The 15,944-nt window shown below is 53.2% G+C and carries 17 protein-coding genes; 10 read left to right on the top strand and 7 right to left on the bottom strand.

Annotated features, from left to right (window positions below; genetic code table 11):
• Positions 1-47: 47 nt before the first annotated feature.
• Positions 48-1,526, bottom strand: a complete 1,479-nt coding sequence (locus L855_RS02080; RefSeq protein ID WP_192924977.1) for a SulP family inorganic anion transporter — start codon at positions 1,524-1,526, stop codon at positions 48-50.
• 106 nt (positions 1,527-1,632) lie between these two features.
• Here L855_RS02080 and L855_RS02075 point away from each other — a divergent pair, with 106 nt between their 5' ends.
• Positions 1,633-1,800, top strand: coding sequence for a hypothetical protein (locus L855_RS02075; protein WP_159783621.1), 168 nt, complete (start codon positions 1,633-1,635; stop codon positions 1,798-1,800).
• Between the two features lie 472 nt (positions 1,801-2,272).
• Here L855_RS02075 and L855_RS02070 read toward each other — a convergent pair whose 3' ends face one another.
• The gene (locus L855_RS02070; protein ID WP_159783619.1) at positions 2,273-3,217 is read right to left on the bottom strand and encodes a lysylphosphatidylglycerol synthase transmembrane domain-containing protein; all 945 of its coding nucleotides are present in this window, start codon (positions 3,215-3,217) and stop codon (positions 2,273-2,275) included.
• 65 nt (positions 3,218-3,282) lie between these two features.
• On the opposite strand from L855_RS02070, the gene cofH reads away from it, so the two are divergent.
• Both cofH and L855_RS02060 read left to right on the top strand, forming a co-directional pair.
• Positions 3,283-4,458: a 7,8-didemethyl-8-hydroxy-5-deazariboflavin synthase subunit CofH gene (cofH, locus tag L855_RS02065; RefSeq protein WP_159783617.1), complete on the top strand. Its 1,176-nt coding sequence runs from the start codon at positions 3,283-3,285 to the stop codon at positions 4,456-4,458.
• Between the two features lie 52 nt (positions 4,459-4,510).
• Positions 4,511-4,792 (top strand): DUF3288 family protein, encoded by a 282-nt coding sequence (locus tag L855_RS02060; protein WP_159783615.1) that lies wholly within the window; start codon positions 4,511-4,513, stop codon positions 4,790-4,792.
• A 21-nt stretch (positions 4,793-4,813) separates the two neighbouring features.
• Here L855_RS02060 and L855_RS02055 read toward each other — a convergent pair whose 3' ends face one another.
• A complete protein-coding gene (locus tag L855_RS02055; RefSeq protein WP_159783613.1) occupies positions 4,814-5,398 on the bottom strand; it encodes a retropepsin-like aspartic protease family protein in 585 nt (194 codons plus the stop codon).
• 263 nt (positions 5,399-5,661) lie between these two features.
• Between L855_RS02055 and L855_RS02050 the strand changes: the two genes are divergently transcribed.
• The 5 genes from L855_RS02050 (at position 5,662) to L855_RS02030 (ending at position 9,923) form a co-directional block, all read left to right on the top strand.
• On the top strand, positions 5,662-7,065 hold the full coding sequence (locus L855_RS02050; protein ID WP_159783611.1) for an amidase: 1,404 nt from the start codon (positions 5,662-5,664) through the stop codon (positions 7,063-7,065).
• Between the two features lie 46 nt (positions 7,066-7,111).
• Positions 7,112-7,360: a hypothetical protein gene (locus tag L855_RS02045; protein WP_159783609.1), complete on the top strand. Its 249-nt coding sequence runs from the start codon at positions 7,112-7,114 to the stop codon at positions 7,358-7,360.
• 19 nt (positions 7,361-7,379) lie between these two features.
• Positions 7,380-7,589, top strand: a complete 210-nt coding sequence (locus L855_RS02040) for a hypothetical protein (protein WP_159783607.1) — start codon at positions 7,380-7,382, stop codon at positions 7,587-7,589.
• 44 nt (positions 7,590-7,633) lie between these two features.
• The gene (locus L855_RS02035; protein ID WP_159783604.1) at positions 7,634-8,506 is read left to right on the top strand and encodes an S-methyl-5'-thioadenosine phosphorylase; all 873 of its coding nucleotides are present in this window, start codon (positions 7,634-7,636) and stop codon (positions 8,504-8,506) included.
• 313 nt (positions 8,507-8,819) lie between these two features.
• Positions 8,820-9,923 carry a hypothetical protein gene (locus tag L855_RS02030; protein ID WP_159783603.1) on the top strand — a complete coding sequence of 368 codons (1,104 nt, stop codon included), beginning with the start codon at positions 8,820-8,822 and terminating at the stop codon, positions 9,921-9,923.
• Here the strand turns inward: L855_RS02030 and L855_RS02025 are convergent.
• The 3 genes from L855_RS02025 to ilvN form a co-directional block, all read right to left on the bottom strand.
• On the bottom strand, positions 9,893-10,087 hold the full coding sequence (locus tag L855_RS02025; RefSeq protein WP_159783601.1) for an RNA-binding S4 domain-containing protein: 195 nt from the start codon (positions 10,085-10,087) through the stop codon (positions 9,893-9,895). The genes L855_RS02030 and L855_RS02025 overlap by 31 nt on opposite strands.
• Before the next feature lie 23 nt (positions 10,088-10,110).
• Complete coding sequence (locus L855_RS02020; protein WP_159783599.1) at positions 10,111-10,926, bottom strand: carbonic anhydrase; 816 nt, start codon at positions 10,924-10,926, stop codon at positions 10,111-10,113.
• Between the two features lie 132 nt (positions 10,927-11,058).
• On the bottom strand, positions 11,059-11,577 hold the full coding sequence (gene ilvN / locus L855_RS02015) for an acetolactate synthase small subunit (protein ID WP_159783597.1): 519 nt from the start codon (positions 11,575-11,577) through the stop codon (positions 11,059-11,061).
• Between the two features lie 94 nt (positions 11,578-11,671).
• On the opposite strand from ilvN, the gene L855_RS02010 reads away from it, so the two are divergent.
• Complete coding sequence (locus L855_RS02010; RefSeq protein ID WP_159783595.1) at positions 11,672-12,082, top strand: BON domain-containing protein; 411 nt, start codon at positions 11,672-11,674, stop codon at positions 12,080-12,082.
• Between the two features lie 99 nt (positions 12,083-12,181).
• On the opposite strand, the gene L855_RS02005 is transcribed toward L855_RS02010, so the two are convergent.
• Entirely contained in the window at positions 12,182-13,570 is a 1,389-nt protein-coding gene (locus tag L855_RS02005; protein WP_159783592.1) for a cation:proton antiporter, read from the bottom strand.
• A gap of 223 nt (positions 13,571-13,793) precedes the next feature.
• Between L855_RS02005 and L855_RS02000 the strand changes: the two genes are divergently transcribed.
• The gene (locus tag L855_RS02000) at positions 13,794-15,938 is read left to right on the top strand and encodes a lytic transglycosylase domain-containing protein (protein ID WP_159783590.1); all 2,145 of its coding nucleotides are present in this window, start codon (positions 13,794-13,796) and stop codon (positions 15,936-15,938) included.
• Positions 15,939-15,944: the final 6 nt, after the last annotated feature.

The following is a 15,944-nucleotide window of genomic DNA, read 5'->3' as shown; positions in this document are numbered from 1 at the left end:
GGGAGCTAGGTTAGGTGAAAAACTGGAATTGGAGACTCATGGGCAGATTATTGTTGTTTGACTAAATTTGGGTTTTCTTGCACGGTTAATTTATCGAGAAGGGTGGCACTGGCTTCATTTAACCCTAGAAGTTCAACCTCGGCACCATTACGACGAAATTTGAGAACCACTTTGTCAATTGCCGCGACGGCCCCTTGATCCCAAAGATGGGCGTAGGTCAAGTCAATGGTGATGTGATCAACGAGTTCACTAAAATCAAAGGACTCCAGGAATTCTTCAATGGAGACAAAGAAGATCTGACCGGCGACTTTATAAATGCGGTGGTTACCATCTTCACTGAGCACTTTGTCCACAAAGACCAACTGGGCGATTTTGCGTGAGAAGAAGACAGTACTCATGATGATGCCAGTGGCAACACCCAGAGCAAAGTTGCGGGTGGCGATCGTCAGTAACATGGTGGTTAGCATGACGACGGTTTCACTGCGAGGAATCCGGGTAATGGCTTGAATCGAGGCCCAGCGGAAGGTACCAATGGAGACCATAATCATCACAGCTACCAGGGTTGCCATGGGGATTTGTTGGACCCAATCACTTAGGGCGAGAATGGCAAACAGCAACAGGACGCCAGCGGCAAAGGTTGAGAGTCGTCCCCGTCCCCCAGATTGCACGTTAATCACCGATTGACCGATCATGCCGCAGCCGGCCATGCCCCCAAAAAATGAGGTAATGATGTTGGCAACCCCTTGTCCTTTGGCTTCCTGGTTCTTATCACTCGGGGTATCGGTGAGTTCATCAACTAGGGTGGCGGTGAGGAAGGAGGCCAACAACCCCACAATGGCCATCGTCAGGGACGTGGGCAAAATGATTTGTAGGGTTTCTAGGGTGAACGGTACGTCGGCGAGGCTAAAGACGGGTAAGGCGGTGGGCAGTTCTCCCATGTCGCCGACGGTGGGAACGTCAAGGTCTAAGATGATATTAGCAAAGGTCATGACGGCGATCGCCACCAGGGGAGAGGGGAAGGCTTGGGTAAACCGGGGCAGAATATAGATGATGCCCAAAGATAAGACCGCAATCACGTACACTGCCGGTGGAACGTTAGTCAGTTGTGGCAGTTGTGCTAGGAAAATCAAAACCGCTAGGGCGTTAATATAGCCGGTGACTACCGATCGCGGCACATATTTCATTTGCCGACCCAGTTTCACTAGGCCAAAAATGACTTGGAAGATGCCGGTGAGTAGGGTGGCAGCGAGGAGGTAGTCTAAGCCATAATCGGCGACTAAATCGATCATCAGCAAGGCCATGGCCCCGGTGGCGGCGGAGATGGAACCGGGCCGTCCGCCGAGGAAGGCCGTCACAATGGCGATGATGAAGGAGGCGTAGAGTCCTACTTTGGGGTCAACTCCAGCAATAATCGAGAAGGCGATCGCCTCGGGAATTAGGGCCAGGCCCACAACGGCCCCGGCCAAAATATCGCCTTTCACGTTCGAGAACCATTCTCGTTTCAGGACATCGGGATTTAAGTTCATAGAGAGTTCAAAACAGTATCATGACGTGGCTTTTTCAGAAAAATACCACGGCAAGGGAGTCACTTCTTTGAGCGACGGCTGGGATAGGGAAGATCGATCCAAAAAATTGAGTAATCTTACTCAAGGAGACGCCAACAAACTCACCTCCCCCAAGTGCTTTGAGGGAAACCAAGTTTACGGAGATGAACTCATCGACCGTTGCTTGGCGATCGCCGGTTCGCCGTTAACTCAAGGACGAGTTAACAAGACTCAGGGGGGACAACTGATAAATTGAAGCGTTTGCCAGTTCACAGATATCACAGATCCAATTGAAGACCTGACCAAAATGAGGATACAAGGGGTCTGAAAACAACTGACCATTCCCCAGCATTCTACAACTGAGGGGTGCATTTGTCTCAGAAATCAGGAGTAAATATCCTAAGCTAGGGTTATCCACTTTGGCAATTTCCGTCAATGGAAGCCCAAAAAATGCCTGATTCAATGAAAATAATAGCAGAGGTATTGGTGCTTTTAAGCCCTTTAACCCATTGCTTTTCAAGGATTCTATCCCAAGAAGTTTTCGGGTGGGTAAGCAACGTTAGCCAGGTTTAATACGGATAAAGGAACTGAGTTTAATTGGCGCAGCTTATAGATTTGTTAAAAAAATCTGAATGGATCTCAGGTGATAGGGGTATCCGACAAATTCTCTATGATCATGAGAGAAGAGTCTCCGCCACCCGTCCCAATCTGTCCCTAGATTCCTCGAATCAGGATCTCCCAGAGCGATTTTCCCATAGGAGTGCGATCGCAGCCCCGGCAGCTTCGGCAATGACACTCATGAGACGATAAACGGTGACAGCCGCCAACACCGTCCCCATAGGAAAACGGGTTCCTAAGACAGAGACAGCGGTAGCTTCGAGAACCCCAACCCCCCCAGGGGCCCCCGGAACCACTAACCCCAGTAACCAAGCAAAGCTAAACCCGCCAAATAGGAGAGGCAGATCTAATAAAGAGATGGGGGCGATCGCCAACCAAACCAAGAGAAAGCCACTGGTTCGCAATCCCACAAACAAAAACTCCCCCATCAGAGGACGGAGGGGATAACGGCGAATGCGAAATTCTTTAGACGGGGGAGACTCATCAGAGGTCGAATCCCCGTTCGGGAGAGATTTCCCCTTGAGTTTCAACTGAGCTACCCATTCCAGGATAGGGTTCAAGAAACGGGGATGAATGCCCACACAGACTGCCACTAACGCCAAACCTCCCAGCCAACCCCGAGACTCCCCCACCGCAAACAACACCACCGGCAGAGTTGCGGCCGCCATCAGCAGGGGTTCGAGTAGAACACTCGCCGTCACCGCCACCCCCGATAACTCTGCCTTTTGCCCTTCCCGAATCCGTCCGTAGAAATGCCAGATATTGCCAGGGAGATATTTGGCAATGTTAGTTTTCAGAAAAACGCGAGTGGCCCAGGATTGAGACACCGGCTGGTTAAACTCCCGCAAAATCCAACCCCAGACCCATCCTGACCAGGTATGAGCCAGTAAGGTGAGGCCGAGGGAGGCGACGAGCCAACCCCCCCCTTGGGGACGCAGGCGAATCTGGCTCACCTCACTCCAATGCTGGTAGAGGGTTTGCAGCAGGAAAAAGAGGGTCGCTCCTAAGATAAACCAACGTAGATAGGGTTTGAGGCGGCGTAGGAGTGATTTCACAGGGTTAAAATGACGTACATGAGGAGGGGTTACGGTTCCTCGTTGCCTTTACAGGAAAGTTGATTATGGGAAAGTCCAATCTAGCAAGGTTTGAAGCCAGTCCGGGAACCCAAGCCCTGGCCCTTGATGCCATTCTCGATCGCGCCCTAGCTGGGGACGCGATGAGTGAAGCCGAGGGGGTAACTCTCCTAGAACAAACCGATGCTGGTGCGATCGCCGCCATCCGTGAGGCTGCCGATGAGTTACGACGGCAACAGGTGGGGGATACGGTCACCTACATCATTAACCGCAATCTTAACTTCACCAATATCTGTCAGCAACATTGTAGCTTCTGTGCCTTTCGTCGCGATGCGGGGCAGGAGGGGGCCTATTGGCTCGATCTAGAGGTGATGCTACACAAAGCCCAGGAAGCTGTTGAGCGAGGGGCCACGGAACTCTGTATGCAGGGGGGATTGAACCCCGAGGCAAAACAAGAGGGTTCTTCCCTGGCCTATTATCAAAATCTGGTTCGTGAGTTAAAACAGGCCTGTCCTCAATTACATTTTCATGCCTTTTCTCCCCAAGAGATTCAATTCATCGCCCAACAGGATGATCTGAGTTATGGGGCGGTGATTGCGGCGTTGCAAGAGGCAGGAGTGGGATCGATGCCGGGAACAGCAGCAGAAGTGTTAGATGAGCAGGTTCGCCGCATCCTCTGTCCTGAGAAAACCGATACCGCCACCTGGTTGGAGATTGTCGAAACTGCCCACCGTCTGGGGATGCCCACCACCAGCACGATGCTCTCGGGCCATATTGAAACTCGTCAGCAACAGATGGGACATTTTGGCAAGTTGCGATCGCTGCAACAACGGGCGGGCGATCGCAATTATCCGGCCCGAATCACGGAATTTATTTTACTGCCCTTTATCGGTCAAGAGGCTCCAGCCCCCTTACGGCAGCGAGTGGGACGAGATCAGCCGATTTTAGAGGATGCCCTCTTACTGACGGCTGTAGCCCGTTTATTTCTAGGACAATGGATTCCCAACCATCAACCGAGTTGGGTCAAACTCGGCTTAACAGGCGCCACCACGGCCCTCTCCTGGGGCTGCAACGATATTGGTGGCACACTCATGGAGGAACATATTACCTCCATGGCTGGTGCTCAAGGGGGGACTTGTATGGAACCCGAAACCCTGCAAGAGGCTATTCGTTCCCTGGGCCGAACTCCGCAACAACGGGATACGCTTTATTGTTATCAATAATAAAACCTAAAAACACCTCAATCAATTTAAAAATTGCCCTGAACACGTCATCATGAAAGACCAACAACATCCTCAAGCCAAAATCGATCGCATGGCCATCAACAGTCTTTTGGCCGCCGAACCCGACGACCTCAACCTCTCTGAACTGGCTCGCCTGCGAGTTCGCTATAACGGCTTTCCCGGTGCAAGAGATATCCAAAATGACCTGGATACCTTGCTCAAACGTTGGCATCTCACAGAAGAAGACCTATTTAAGAAAACCCGAGAACTCCATAGCCAGGCCCGTGTTTTTAACGTGGGAACCCGCAAAGCCGACGAAGAGGACTGGAGCTAGCTTCCCCAACTGTTGCCCCACTTAATTACGCCGAGCAAATTCTAGGCTATTCTCCCGAATCGTCACATCATAGCCCCTGAGAAAATCTTGTCCGAGCAACCCCAGTTGTAAGGCTTCCGAACCAATGGTGACGGGAGTATTGCGTAGAGCAATCCCATTGATTTCCATCGAAGACACATAGCCAATATCCATTTGCACCCCACGTTCACTGGCCGTATCAATCGTCGCCGTTCCGGCTGAGGTAATATTTAACTCCCGGGCCATTTGTGCCGTAATCACCGTGCCACTCGCTCCAGTGTCCACCAGCATCTCATAGGAGCGACGGCCATTGAACATCACCTCGACCACGGGAATCCCCGCCACCCGGCGTTGAATCGGCACCTCCACCAGACTAGCAGCTCGCGATCGCTCCCCAGGAACAACATTCGTCGGGGCTGAACTGTCTGCATTTTCCCCGTTAGACGGACGGGGACAGAGATTATCTAAATTAATCAGCTGACCATGACCATCAATGAAAAAGCAGCCTTCAAATTCTTGAGATAGAGCGCGTTCTGGCAGTCCGAAAACGGCGATCGCGGCAATTGAGAGCAAAACAGTTCGTTTCATGGTGTTTGTGTCGAAAATATGGGAGGAGTCCCCCTATCACTCTAGCAAATGCACTCTTAGCTAGAGTGATTTGACAAGATGCCCTTGTGACAGATTCGTAACTGTCCGAGTTCCGGGGACTGTTGAGATGACATTTGTGGGGATACCCTTCAGTGTAAACGGGACAGCGATGAAACTGTATCAGAGGGTTGAGGCAAAGCCAACCCAGGGGATCGTAGACTAATGGCAGTTGTTCCCTTGCCGTTCCATTGCATCACGTCCTTATGAACCCCACGGATTTAGCCTTTTTCTCCGCCCTTGAGCAAGCCCGGTTAATTCGCTCTGGGGAGATCTCCCCCCTAGAATTAACCCAGGTGTATCTCGATCGCATTGCCCGCCACAACGATCGCCTCGGGGCTTATATCACCGTCGCCGAAGAACGAGCCATCAGCACTGCCAAACAACAAACCGACCACTGGCATCAGGCTGATCGCGCTGAACTTCCTCCCTTCTTCGGCGTTCCCATGCCTATTAAAGACCTGGCCCCCGTCGCCGGGTTACCCTGTCTACGAGGCTTAGCTGCCCTGCGCGATCGCATTGCCGAGTATACCCCCGCCCATATCCAAGCCATCGAAGGGGCTGGATTCAACCTCCTCGGGAAAACCTCCACCTCGGAATTAGGCTCGATGCCCTTCACTGAACCCATGGGCCTACCCACCGCGCGCAATCCTTGGAATCTCGACTATACCCCCGGCGGCTCCAGTGGTGGGGCCGCCGCAGCAGTAGCCGCTGGACTTGCGCCCCTAGCTCATGGCTCCGATGGGGGCGGCTCTGTACGTGGCCCAGCGGGGTGTTGTGGCCTCGTGGGGTTCAAACCCTCCCGAGGACGCATTTCTCAAGCCCCCGAGGGGGAACATCTAATGGGATTAGCCACGCCAGGCCCCCTGGCGCGAACGGTACGGGATGCGGCGGCCCTTCTGGATGTGATGTCGGGGTATGTGGTGGGCGATCCTTACTGGCTTCCCAATCCAGATACCTCGTTTCTAGAGCAAATCGAGCACGAGTTACCCCCCTTAACCATCGCTGTGGCCACCGAGATTCCCAATTGGCCCGTTCACCCCGACTGTCAAGCCGCCGTCCAACAAACCGCCAAGCACTTCGAACAACTCGGCCATCACCTCGGGGTGGGTTGTCCTGACTTTTCAGGATTAGAAGAGCCATTTCAAAAAATCTTTGCTGGGGCCATCGCCGCCACCGGAGTTCCTCCAGAAGCCCTCAGCCCCATTAACCGTTGGCTCATGGAGCAAGCCGGAACCGCCGCTGAACTTTGGCAGGCGATCGCCCAATTGCGGTTTATCTCCCGGCAAATTGTCGGGTTCTTTAGCGATTGTGACATCTTACTCCTGCCCACCTATGCCCATCCCATCATTAAAGTTGGCCAATGGTCTTCTCACAGCCCCGAGGCCGCCTTCAAAGCCGTTACCGAATGGGTTATGCCCTGTCCTCCCTTCAATGCCACCGGCCAACCAGCGATTTCCTTACCCGCCGGTTTTGACTCCCATGGATTGCCCATGAGTGTACAATTAGTAGGCAAGCCGGGTGCCGATGCTCAGGTGTTACAACTGGCGGCACAACTTGAACAACTCAAAGGTTGGACTCAACATCGTCCGCCCGAACCGGTAAGCTAAAGACGCAGTACAATCGGCGGGATGCAAAGACCCCCCCTCACTGGCTATGAACGCAAAAAAAGTGGGTTTCTGGGCCACAATCTTGATTGTCATTTTCTTCATTCTTGATGGCGATCGCTGGGAGTTTCTCCCACAACCGATGCGCAATGCAAGTTTTGAGACGAGGACGTTCTTAATTGGCTTGTGGCCAGAATGGTTAAAACCTAGAGACCGCGATGAACAACGGCAAGAAGAGATTGATCGCTTACAAGGCCAACATCTTGAGCCGGTGATTCTCCTCGAACCTCGCGCCTAACCAGATTCGTCTACAACCTATGCCCCGTTTTCCTCTGCTGGTCATCTCTAGCTTGACAGCGCTTTGGGTGGCGGCGATCGCCATCCTGGCCGTACAAAATGCCACCGCTGCCTCGGTTCAGTTTCTCATGTTTGCCTCCGTTCCCATTCCCCTCGGAACCCTCATGGCCTTCTCGGGAGCCTTGGGACTGCTGACGGGGGCGATCGCCATTGCCATCACCGCCAAATAAGCCCTATTCTGCAAAACGCCCTTCATTCTACTCCTTGAATACTCATGACGGATATTGCCATTGGCATCATTGGCGGTAGTGGACTCTACCAAATGGACGACCTGGAGAATCGCCAAGACCATCAGCTCGATACCCCCTTTGGTCCCCCCTCCGATGCCCTAATCAGCGGAACCCTGCAAGGGGTTCCTGTTGTCTTTTTAGCCCGACATGGACGCAATCACCATCTGCTGCCATCAGAACTCCCCTTTCGGGCTAACATTCACGCCTTTAAACAGCTTGGGGTGCAATATCTAATCTCCGCCTCAGCGGTGGGATCTCTTGCCGAAGCCATCAAACCCCTGGATATGGTGGTTCCCGATCAGTTTATCGATCGCACCCAACATCGCACCGCCAGCTTCTTCGGTGAGGGAATTGTCGCTCATATTGGCTTTGCTGACCCCGTCTGTCCTCAACTAGCGTCTCTGATTGCCAAAACCGCCAGCAGTCTTCCCTTAGAAGGGGTGGATGTTCACAGCGGCGGCACCTATATCTGTATGGAGGGCCCCGCCTTCTCCACCCGGGCCGAATCCCATCTCTATCGCAGTTGGGGCGCCAGTGTGATTGGCATGACCAACCTCACCGAAGCGAAACTGGCCCGAGAAGCGGAAATCGCCTACGCTACCCTCGCCCTGGTCACCGATTATGACTGTTGGCATCCAGACCATGACAGCGTCACCGTTGAGATGGTAGTCAACAACCTGCGTCTTAATGCTCACAATGCTCAGCAGGTGATTCGCGAAACAGTCCGCCGTCTCCATGATGCCCCCTTTGTCAGTGAGGCACACTCGGCCTTGAAATTTGCCGTGTTAACCCCTTGGGATAAGGTTCCTGAGACGACTAAGGGTAAATTAGAATTGCTGCTGCGACCCTATCTTTAGGTCCAGTTTGACGGAAATTTCGGGAGAAGTCTGTCCCTAGATAGAGGCTAACCTGGACTTTATCTCGATAAGCTAGCGTTAGATCGCGCTTCTCAATTCAATTTAAACCTGAATTCCTCATCCTCCCATCTGGAAGGATGAGGTTTTTCCAAGGTGACATTAATTCAATGGGCACATAGAATAGAAGCGTAGTGTTGCGAAGAAACGAGATTAAGGGGTCATAGTTTAAGGACTCACGGTCTAGTTTTAACTGTCTATTGTTAAGGAGAGTATCCAGGATTTGTCAACGATTTATAATTAATGAGGATTGGCTGTGGTTGTAGATTTCTTGCCCCCAGAAACCTTACTGGCACAACTCATTGAACTTCGTAAAGCTGTGATGCGGGATGCCGCTGGCTATTTTACCGCCTGGCGGCCCTTGATCTGGCGCAGCAGTTTTCGTAGTGCGGCTTGGAATTTAGCCTATTACCTGGCCCTACGGCGACGGGATGCTCAGAAACTTGAGCGGGCCCTGATGCCTTGGGGATTATCCTCACTCAATAGTGGCATTAGCTGTGTCTTGCCCCATCTCGACGGAACCATTGCTTCTCTAGGAGCCGTCTGCCGTATCAATCCCACCCTACTGCCGCAACATCCCTCGCCTCGGGCCTTCTTTCGGGGGGAGCGACTCTTAAAACGCCATACCCATGAACTGTTTGGCGATCGCCAGCACAGCCATCATTGGATTGTGCCCTGTCCTAACACCCCCTTAGACTCCTGGTGGTTCGAGCAGTTGCAAGAGCAGGGGGTGAGTGCCTTGCGCCTTGACTTGCAAGAGAACCCAGAGCAGGCCCAAGCGGCGATCGCCCAATTCCAGGCCCATCAATCATCAGGGGCCATGGGTTCCCCCAAACCCTGCAAACTGTGGCTCACCCTTGCCCCACAAGACCTAGAGGGCGATCGCCCCCGAGCCAGTCAGAACAATCACCGCCACGGCAACCCTAACCCTCAACTGGCCCAGGCCCTAGAGGTGGCCGATATTATTGAACTGAGCCAAATCGCCGAGCCGCAGCCCTTGGAGTTTCTCCACAAAGCCATCCAAAAACAGATTCCCCCAGAACAACCTCGCCCGGGTGTGATTGTCAGCCTCGATCCAGACATCCACCTAGAACAACTCCCCGAACTGATTGTGCGCGGGGCCGGACGGTATCCCTTTGGTATTGCCATCCCCCCCACCCTAACCCCGAAGGGGCATCTGTGCGATCGCAGCCGAGCCTATCAAAAAATTCTTGACCTCTGCCAAGCTGCCTGCATTCCCGTTATCCTGATGCCTCCGAGGGAGATGAGTCCTAGTAGTGGACTTGATCGCAGCGCGTCCCAACTGGCCGCCATTGTGCGATCGCCCCTTCAACTCTCCCCATCCTCAGCCACCTCATAGGATTGGCCTCGAGCCAGCACCACGTCCCCCGGAACCAACTTACGACCCCGACGGGTTTCCACCGTACCATTGACCTGCACCTCGCCATCCTGAATCAACAGCTTAGCCTCACCGCCAGTACTCACCACACCCACCCATTTAAGGAATTGGTCCAGTTTAATCATCACAGAATCTTCAATCATCATCCCTAGCGGCGGCCGTTAGACCCACCATGGATACGGGCCACCTGCTCCGAAGAGAGCCAAGGCATTTTCGCATCGCGATCGGCCGCGGCCACCTCCGTCTGAGCTGGAGCTGAAGATTGTCGATGGCCCGGTACCAACTCCTCCACATCCTCCGGTAACGAGAGGACACATTGAACCGGATAGGCTTCAAGCATTGCATTCTCATCCGGGGTCACAAAATCATGACGGATACTGTCGTACTCCAGCACCTCTCCCGTCTCAATATGATAAATCCAGGCATGTAAATGAAGCTTATTGCGATACAGCTTCGAGTGAATCACCGGATAGGTTCGTAAATTCTCAATTTGCGTCAGCACATTTTCCGCCACCGCCACCTCCAGCAACGTTTCTCCCTCCAAGTGGGAATAGTTTTCTTTCAATAACTGACGGGTGGCCTCGGCATGACGCAGCCACTCATACACCAACGGCATTTCATCCTCCAGGCTGCTGCGTTTGAGCAATCCCTTCATTGCCCCACAATGGGAATGACCGCAAACAATGATATGTTCGACCCCTAACGCTTGCACTGCATACTCCACCGCTGCCCCTTCCCCACCATTCGCAGCCCCGAAGGGGGGAATGATATTACCCGCATTGCGAATCACAAACAGCTCCCCCACCTCAGCATTGGTGATTAAATTGGGGTCAATGCGAGAGTCAGAACAGGTGATAAACAGAACCCTGGGCTTTTGTCCATGGGAGAGTTGTTCAAACAGTTCTTGGTGGGTACTAAAATAATTCGACTTAAATTGCCGTAAACCCTTAAGCAGTTTTTTCATTATCCTTAAATCTTGATCCTGTGAATGCCTCCGAACCAGCCCAGAGGAGTAGGCGGGGGTTTCTCTCAACCAGAACTTTATCGAGCCATACCCCTTGAGCCGATCGCCCTGTCGCCAGCATGGCGCAGAGGATTACAACTTCGTTTCTAGCAGACGTAGAAACTCCGTATTGACACCCGACTCGCGGGTCAGGGCAATCTTACCGGTTCGGGCAATCTCACGAATCCCAAACTTTTGTAAGACCTGGGCAAATGCTACCATCTTACCGGGATCTCCCACCACCTCAAGAATCAGGGAATCATCGGCCACATCCACGACCCGGGAGCGAAAAATCTGGGCTAACTCCACAATTTCCGAGCGGGTGCTACTGGTGGCATTGACCTTGACCAACATCAGTTCCCGTTCCACACAGGGAATCTCTGTAATATCCTGAACCTTGAGGACATTGATCAGTTTATACAGTTGCTTGACAATTTGTTCGATGACCTGGTCATTCCCGTTGACCACCATCGTGACCCGGGAGACATCACCCTGTTCCCCCGTACCCACTGCCAAACTTTCGATATTAAAACCACGACGGGCGAACAGTGCCGCGATGCGAGTCAGCACCCCCGCCTCGTCTTCTACCAAAACCGAGAGCGTGTGTTTCATTGTGTGTTTATTTCTTAAGAATGTCCTAGGAAACCCATCGTTACTTGTATCATAGAAACGGCTCGAAATTGTAAAAACAAAGGGAAATCTATCTATGAGTTGGTTAAGCCGAATTTTTGGTAAAGACGAAGAGAAAAAAGCCCAAGAGTTTCCACCGATGCCCATCAAAGAAGCCGTCGAGAAAGCCGGAGGCAAAGTTGCGGCGGCCGCTACCGGTGCTACCTCCGCTGACGCTGCTAAAAAAGGAGAGCCGATTCCTCCAGAACGGGTTGGCTTAGACGGTAAATACGACGAAAGCGGACTCGCAAAGCGGGTCGTTCGGGCCTTTGACAACAACTCCGATACCGATGACATTGAAACCGTCTGGGTGGCACAACTCGGAACCAAGGTGGTGCTAAAAGGCAAAGTCCCCAGTCAAAGCGATCTCAAGCGGCTGGTTACCATTGCTAAGGGCGTTGAAGGCGCTAGCGATGTAGATACGAGTGAAGTCGAGGTCGAATCCTAGCCCGGCCGCCAAGAGAGACACCTGAGGGTCAGTCTCTCTTGGCCCAATCAGCGTTTCAGCAACAGCGTCCTGGGTTTGAGGGCCAGACCCTCACGCCTACTAGGCCTCTTCAGCCGTGGGACTCGCCTCATCGCTTCGTTCAAGAACCAGCCGTAATAGAGGCGGCGCTACAAAGGTGGTGACGATCACCATCACAATAATAGCCGCTTCTAAGGACTCGGAGAGAACCCCGCTGGCTGCACCGACGCCGGCGAAAACCAGACCGACTTCACCCCGGGGAATCATGCCAATCCCAATGGCCAAACGATTCGTATCCGGTTGACCAAAGATGGTAAAGCCCGTGATCACTTTACCGACGATCGCCACCACAATTAAGAAGGTGGCAATGATCAACCCCTCCCGGTTACTGGGAACCGCCGGATTAAGTACTGCCAAATCCGTGCGCGCACCCACCACGACAAAGAAGACAGGAACCAACATATCGGCAATGGGAATGACCTGTTCCTCTAACTCATGCCGTTTTTCCGTTTCGCCGAGAATCAAGCCGGCAGCAAAGGCCCCGAGAATCGCCTCAAGTTGAATCGCCGCCGCCACATAGGCCAGCAAGAACATGATAATCAGCGAGACAATCAATAACGGGCCACGGGTTTTCAGTTGTCCAACTAGCCCCACATAATAGGGAGCCAACAGACGACCCACTAGAATCGTACCAATCAAGAAGGCCCCAGCACTGACGCTCAAAAAGAGAATGTTGGTCACCTGGACCTCACCCGTCTTCACCAAACTGGCCACCACCGCCAGGACAACGATACCCAAGATATCATCGAGAACCGCTGCCCCGATGATGATTTGCCCTTCCTTAGAACTGAGTTTGTTAATTTCTGCGAGCACTTTGGCCGTAATCCCAATACTGGTAGCCGTTAAGGCCGCACCGGCAAAAATCGCCGGAATCGTTGGAGTGCCAAAGAAGTAAATCAGGCCCGCCGTTCCCATCGTAAAGGGAGCAACCACCCCAACTACGGCCACAATGGCCGCTTGGGGACCATATTTAATCAGTTCTCCGAGTTCTGACTCTAGGCCAATCTCAAACAGGAGAATGATGACCCCCAGTTCTGAGAGAATATTAATGACCTCACTCTCGGCTGAGAACGAGGCGGCTAAGGTCTCCGGGGTCAACTCTCCTGTCGCTTCAATAAAGCGAAAAATCATCGAGTCACTGGCCTGGGCCCCAGTTTCCGGGAAGATGATCAGATTGAGCACAGAAATACCAACGACAACCCCACCAACCAAATCCCCTAAAACGGGGGGCAGGTTAATACGAGCACAAATTTCGCCGCCGAGCTTACTGGCGAGGTAAATCACAATTAAGCTCAAGAGGACGCCGCCTAAGACGGTGGCTCCATCAGGTTCTGCCTCAGTGGCCGTGGCTAAAAGAGGCGAGAAGCCGCCGGGGTCGATTAGAAAATTAAATGAGGGTGATAAGGTCATTGTGAATCAATAACAAAAGGTCTTCAGCAGCATCTACCCTGTCTAATGTACTAGAATTGCCGCGACCTGATCGCCCCAGGGGGCTGACGACCCTCCCCAATCCGCTAGCCCCTTGTTAGAATTCTTGGAGATTCTCGAACTCCCCAAGAGGGTCCCCCGAGTTTTGCTGAAAGCGACTTGATCTAGATCGGCCTCAATCCTTTTTGTTCTTCACTCAACCACGATGCAAAAGAGACTGTCATATCGATTTCCTGTTCTGCAACTGCTCCTGCTGCTTGGTCTTGGAACAGTGGCGTTGCTGGCAGGGATGTTCCTGGCCAGTCGTCGTGGCCCTGAGGCATTGCCTCCTAGTGCTGATGAGTCGGAGACGGTGGCCGCCCTATCGCTGCCGGAGTCACAACGGCAGCAGGAACTACAACGGCTGGCTCAGGGACCAGCGTCGGCGGAGCGCGATCGCGCGGCCTATAGTTTGGCGGTTCAAGCTTTGGAGACGGGTCAAGCGGCTGAGGCCTTATCTCTGTTGCGTCCCTTAGACCCCCAATCCTCCCATCTGGGGGGGTATGTCTTGCTTAAACAGGCTCAGGCTCAGGCCCTGGCGGCTAATGACAGCCAAGCTCGTGGCCTGTATGAGCAAATCCTCAGTGACTTTCCTGAGGACCCCGTGGCGGCTGAGGCCCTGTATGAGTTAGGTCGCCAAGAGACAGCGTTTTGGGATCGGGTCCTCGCTGAGTTTCCTCGTCATCCCCGTGCGGCAACGATTGCCCTGGAACGGCTGGAGAATCAACCCAATGACCTGAACTTGCTACGAGTCCTGTCAACTCATCTGTATTTGAGCAATTTTACGGAACTACTCGATCGCCTGGTGAGTCAGCATCGTCAAGTCCTGACCCCAGAAGATTGGGAAACCATCGGTTTTGGCTATTGGGAAAAAACTCTCTATGGCCCAGCCGGAGAGGCTTACGCTCAAGCAGCCAACACCCCCCGCAATCTCTACCGCACCGCCCGAGGACGACAGTTGGGAGGAGATGCCAGCCGCGCTCGTCAAAGTTATCGGGTCTTGATTCAAGCCTTCCCGGAGGCGGAGGAAACTGGGGAAGGGTTGTTACGGTTGGCTCGTTTGGTGGAGTCCCCTCGGGAGGCTCTGCCGCTGTTGGATCGGCTGATGGCGAACTTTCCTGAGCGGGCCCCGGAAGCGCTGTTGCTGCGATCGCAGGTGTTGACACAACTCAATAGTGCTCAATCGGCCCAACAGGCTCGTCAGTCGATCTTGACGCAATATAGTGACTCGGATACCGCCGCCGAGATTCGCTGGCAGAATGCGCAACGGGCCGCTGAAGCGGGTAATCTCCGTCAGGCCTGGGATTGGGCCCGGCAATTGGTTACGGAGAATCCCCAGAGTAGCGATGCCCCTCAAGCCGCCTTCTGGATTGGTAAATGGGCCCAACAACTGAACCGTCCTGAGGATGCTGAGGCGGCGTTTACGGCTCTGCTACAACGCTATCCGGAGTCCTATTATGCCTGGCGGGCGGCCTCGTTGCTGGGTTGGAATGTGGGGACGTTTACTACGGTGCGATCGCTCACTCCCAATGTTGAGCATGTGGCTGAACGGCCGTTATTGCCCGCTGGGTCTGATCTGACGGGGGAACTCTACGCTCTCGGCTTTGATGAGGCCGCTTGGCGACGTTGGCAAATGGAATTTCCTGACCCCATGAATCCTACGGTGGCGGAACAATACACTGAGGCACTCATGCTACAGGTGATTGGGGATTATATTGATAGTTTATTTCTACTGTCGAGTTTAGGGTGGCGCGATGATCCCGAGGAACTAGAGGAGTATGAGGCCTTTAAGGCAGAACAGGCTTATTGGTATAGTCTCTATCCCTTTCCGTTTCGTGAGCCGATTTTACGCTGGTCCGCTGCCCGTCAGCTCGATCCGCTGCTGACGGTGGCTCTGATTCGCCAGGAGTCTCGGTTTATGCCGGGGATTCGCTCGTTTGCCAATGCGATCGGACTGATGCAGGTGTTGCCCGAAACCGCAGAGTGGATTGCGGCGCAAGCCGATGAAGATGCCCCTCGGGACTTAAGGGACCCCGATGATAATATCCGTTTAGGTACTCTGTATCTCGACTACACTCACAATGAGTACAACAACAATACGCTGTTTGCCTTAGCCAGTTACAATGCGGGCCCTGGCAATGTGGATAATTGGATCGCCCGCTTTGGCTTCAGCGATCCCGATGTCTTTGTCTCACAAATTCCCTTCCCGGAAACACGGGGCTATATTAGTTCCGTGATGGGCAACTATTGGAACTATCTACGGCTCTACAACCCTGAGATTCGTGCCCAACTTGAGGAACTCCAGGAGTAGGTCAGG

Origin of the sequence: Sodalinema gerasimenkoae IPPAS B-353, from assembly GCF_009846485.1 — a bacterium.
GTDB lineage: Bacteria > Cyanobacteriota > Cyanobacteriia > Cyanobacteriales > Geitlerinemataceae > Sodalinema > Sodalinema gerasimenkoae.
Note: the sequence above shows the minus strand (reverse complement) of the source record. Positions and strands in the feature narration are given on the sequence as shown.

Excerpts from the sequence above, each read along its gene's own strand:
- L855_RS02080 (WP_192924977.1), bottom strand. The coding sequence starts at position 1,526 with ATGAACTTAAATCCCGATGTCCTGAAACGAGAATGGTTCTCGAACGTG.
- cofH (WP_159783617.1), top strand. The coding sequence starts at position 3,283 with ATGGGAAAGTCCAATCTAGCAAGGTTTGAAGCCAGTCCGGGAACCCAA.
- L855_RS02060 (WP_159783615.1), top strand. The coding sequence starts at position 4,511 with ATGAAAGACCAACAACATCCTCAAGCCAAAATCGATCGCATGGCCATC.
- L855_RS02055 (WP_159783613.1), bottom strand. The coding sequence starts at position 5,398 with ATGAAACGAACTGTTTTGCTCTCAATTGCCGCGATCGCCGTTTTCGGA.
- L855_RS02050 (WP_159783611.1), top strand. The coding sequence starts at position 5,662 with ATGAACCCCACGGATTTAGCCTTTTTCTCCGCCCTTGAGCAAGCCCGG.
- L855_RS02045 (WP_159783609.1), top strand. The coding sequence starts at position 7,112 with ATGAACGCAAAAAAAGTGGGTTTCTGGGCCACAATCTTGATTGTCATT.
- L855_RS02040 (WP_159783607.1), top strand. The coding sequence starts at position 7,380 with ATGCCCCGTTTTCCTCTGCTGGTCATCTCTAGCTTGACAGCGCTTTGG.
- L855_RS02035 (WP_159783604.1), top strand. The coding sequence starts at position 7,634 with ATGACGGATATTGCCATTGGCATCATTGGCGGTAGTGGACTCTACCAA.
- L855_RS02025 (WP_159783601.1), bottom strand. The coding sequence starts at position 10,087 with ATGATTAAACTGGACCAATTCCTTAAATGGGTGGGTGTGGTGAGTACT.
- L855_RS02020 (WP_159783599.1), bottom strand. The coding sequence starts at position 10,926 with ATGAAAAAACTGCTTAAGGGTTTACGGCAATTTAAGTCGAATTATTTT.
- ilvN (WP_159783597.1), bottom strand. The coding sequence starts at position 11,577 with ATGAAACACACGCTCTCGGTTTTGGTAGAAGACGAGGCGGGGGTGCTG.
- L855_RS02010 (WP_159783595.1), top strand. The coding sequence starts at position 11,672 with ATGAGTTGGTTAAGCCGAATTTTTGGTAAAGACGAAGAGAAAAAAGCC.
- L855_RS02005 (WP_159783592.1), bottom strand. The coding sequence starts at position 13,570 with ATGACCTTATCACCCTCATTTAATTTTCTAATCGACCCCGGCGGCTTC.
- L855_RS02000 (WP_159783590.1), top strand. The coding sequence starts at position 13,794 with ATGCAAAAGAGACTGTCATATCGATTTCCTGTTCTGCAACTGCTCCTG.